Here is a 2,412-nt window from a genome sequence, read left to right on the forward strand (position 1 = left end):
CCGCCCTGGCCTGCCGCTCTGCCGGCCGGCGCGGCGCCGGCCAGTGCCGCCACGGCAGCCGGCTTCACCGCGCCGATGGCCCCGCCGCATCTGCAGCGCATCGCCGCCGAGGCCGGGCCACAGCTGGTGCTGCGGCTGACCCAGGCGGCCGAGCGCGGCGAGGAGACCGTCTCGCTGGCGCTCAACCCGCCGGAGCTGGGCCGGGTCGAGCTGCGCCTGACGTTCCGCGAGGGGCAGGTGCACCAGGTGGTGATGGCCGCCGAGCGCGCCGACACCTTCGAGGCGCTGCGCCAGGAGCGGCCGGGCCTGCTGCAGCAGATGGAGCAGGCCGGGCTGCAGCTCGGCCAGTCCGGGCTCGACCTGCAGCATGGCGCCCTGCCGCGCTCGGAGGATGAGGCGGAATTCGCCACCCGGACCGGCCGCGACGCCGCCGCCGCCGCCGATGACCCCGCCGCCGAGGCCGCGGCGCCGCGCCGCCCCGCCTCCGACAGCCTGATCGACATCATCGCCTGAGGCGCGCGCCGCCGGGAGATCCAGCCATGGCCACCACCAATGCCGTCACCGCCGCCAGCGCCACCCCGACCAACCTGGCCGCCAGCGGCGCGCCCACCGCGCAGCTGCCTGGCGCCGGCAGCCCCGATTTCGACCGCTTCCTGAAGCTGCTGACGGCGCAGCTGCGCTTCCAGGACCCGATGAGCCCGACCGACCCGACGCAGTTCGTCGCCCAGCTGGCGCAGTTCTCCCAGGTCGAGCAGCAGACCAAGACCAATGCCCTGCTGCAGGGCATCGCCGAGACCCTCTCGGGCCAGGCCAGCCTGGCGGAGAACGCGGCGCTGCTCGGCAAGGCGGTGCGCACCCAGTCGGAGACAGTGAGCGTGCCGGAGGGCGGCGGCAGGGTGCCGCTGAGCGTCGAGGCCAGCGGCGCCAATCTGCGCAACCTGCGGCTGGAGATCCTGGATGCGCGCGGCGATGTGCTGCGCAGCATCGGCCTGGCCGCGGGCAGCAGCCAGATCAGCTTCGACGGCAAGGATGGCAATGGCAACGCCCTGGCGCCGGGCCGCTACACCGCGCGCGTGGTGGGCGACGACCAGGCCGGGCGGCGGCAGAGCGCCGGCAGCCTGATGATGAGCGGCAAGGTGACCGAGCTGCGCCGCGACGGCACCGGCACGCTGCAGCTGGTGCTGGACAATGGCGCGGTGGTCGGCGCCAGCGAGGTCACCCGCCTCGGCGGCTGAGCCCGCCTCCCTCCCCGCCGCTTGCGCGGACCGCCCCGCCGCGTGAGGCTGGCGGACAAGCAAGAGGGGAGGGAAGCGTGTCGCCCACAAAACCGCATCCGGCGGAGGCGCTGCGCGCCGCCATGGCGCAAGGGCTGGTCATGGCGCCTGGCGCGCCGGACGCGCTGACCGCGCGCATGATCGCGCAGGCCGGGTTCCCGGCGCTCTACATGACCGGGCTCGGCGCCACGGCGGCGCGGCTCGGCCTGCCCGATCTGGGGCTGATGAGCGGCACCGAGATGGCCGACCAGGCACGCGGGCTGACCCGCGCCGTCACCATCCCCGTCATCGCCGATGCCGACACCGGCTATGGCGGCGTGCTGAACCTCCGCCGCACCGTGCAGGATTACGCCCAGGCCGGGGTGGCGGCGCTGCATCTGGAGGACCAGCAGAGCCCGAAGCGCTGCGGCCAGCTGGCCGGCATCCGGCTGGTGCCGGCCGAGGAGGCGGCGCTGCGCCTGCGCGCGGCGCTGTCCGCGCGGGGCGCGGAGAAGCTGCTGGTGATCGGCCGCACCGACGCGCTGCCGGCCGCCGGCATGGCGGAGGCGCTGGACCGCGCCCGCCGCTACCAGGATGCGGGCGTGGACCTGGTCTTCATCGATGGCGTGAAGCGCGTCGCCGAGCTGGAGGAGATCGCCCGCGCCTTGCCGGGGCCCAAGGTGGTCAGCATCGTCGACGGCACCGAGACCGTCGCGTTGCGCGCCGAGGCGTTGCAGCAGATGGGCTTCAGCCTGGCGCTCTACCCCGTTTCCACCTTGTTCAGCGCGCTGCGCGCCATCGGCGACACGCTGGCCGCGCTGCGGCGCGAGGGCTGCACCGCCACGCGCGCGCCGGCCATGACAAGCTATGCCGAGTTCGCCGGCATTGTCGGCCTCACCGAGCAGCAGCATTGGGCGGAGGAATTCGGCGGCTGAGGCGCGCGGGCGCCCCGGCCGCCGCGCCGCCTCAGGCCTCCAGCCGCATCAGGCTGGCATTGCCGCCGGCGGCGGCGGTGTTGATGGAGATGGAGCGCTCGGCCAGCAGCAGCTCCAGCGGATACTCCGCCCCGGACGCCAGCGCGGCGGGGCTGAGGGCCAGCAGCGGGCGCACCGCGCCCTCCGCCGCCGCCAGTTCCGCCGCGAAGGCCAGCAGCGCCGCG

At 75.1% G+C, this 2,412-nt stretch carries 4 protein-coding genes; 3 read left to right on the forward strand and 1 reads right to left on the reverse strand.

Annotated features, from left to right (window positions below; all coding sequences use genetic code 11):
- The 3 genes from HMPREF0731_RS18460 to HMPREF0731_RS18470 all read left to right on the forward strand — a co-directional run.
- On the forward strand, positions 1–513 hold a 513-nt coding region (locus tag HMPREF0731_RS18460), incomplete at its 5' end, for a flagellar hook-length control protein FliK (RefSeq protein WP_040613939.1).
- A gap of 26 nt (positions 514–539) precedes the next feature.
- Positions 540–1,235, forward strand: coding sequence for a flagellar hook assembly protein FlgD (locus tag HMPREF0731_RS18465; protein WP_007005718.1), 696 nt, complete (start codon positions 540–542; stop codon positions 1,233–1,235).
- Positions 1,236–1,312: 77 nt separating this feature from the next.
- Complete coding sequence (locus HMPREF0731_RS18470; protein ID WP_007005719.1) at positions 1,313–2,188, forward strand: isocitrate lyase/PEP mutase family protein; 876 nt, start codon at positions 1,313–1,315, stop codon at positions 2,186–2,188.
- A gap of 31 nt (positions 2,189–2,219) precedes the next feature.
- Here the strand turns inward: HMPREF0731_RS18470 and HMPREF0731_RS18475 are convergent.
- A partial coding sequence (locus HMPREF0731_RS18475; protein WP_007005720.1) for a hypothetical protein occupies positions 2,220–2,412 on the reverse strand: 193 nt, incomplete at its 5' end.

This window comes from Pseudoroseomonas cervicalis ATCC 49957 (assembly GCF_000164635.1).
Classification (GTDB): Bacteria; Pseudomonadota; Alphaproteobacteria; order Acetobacterales; family Acetobacteraceae; genus Pseudoroseomonas; species Pseudoroseomonas cervicalis.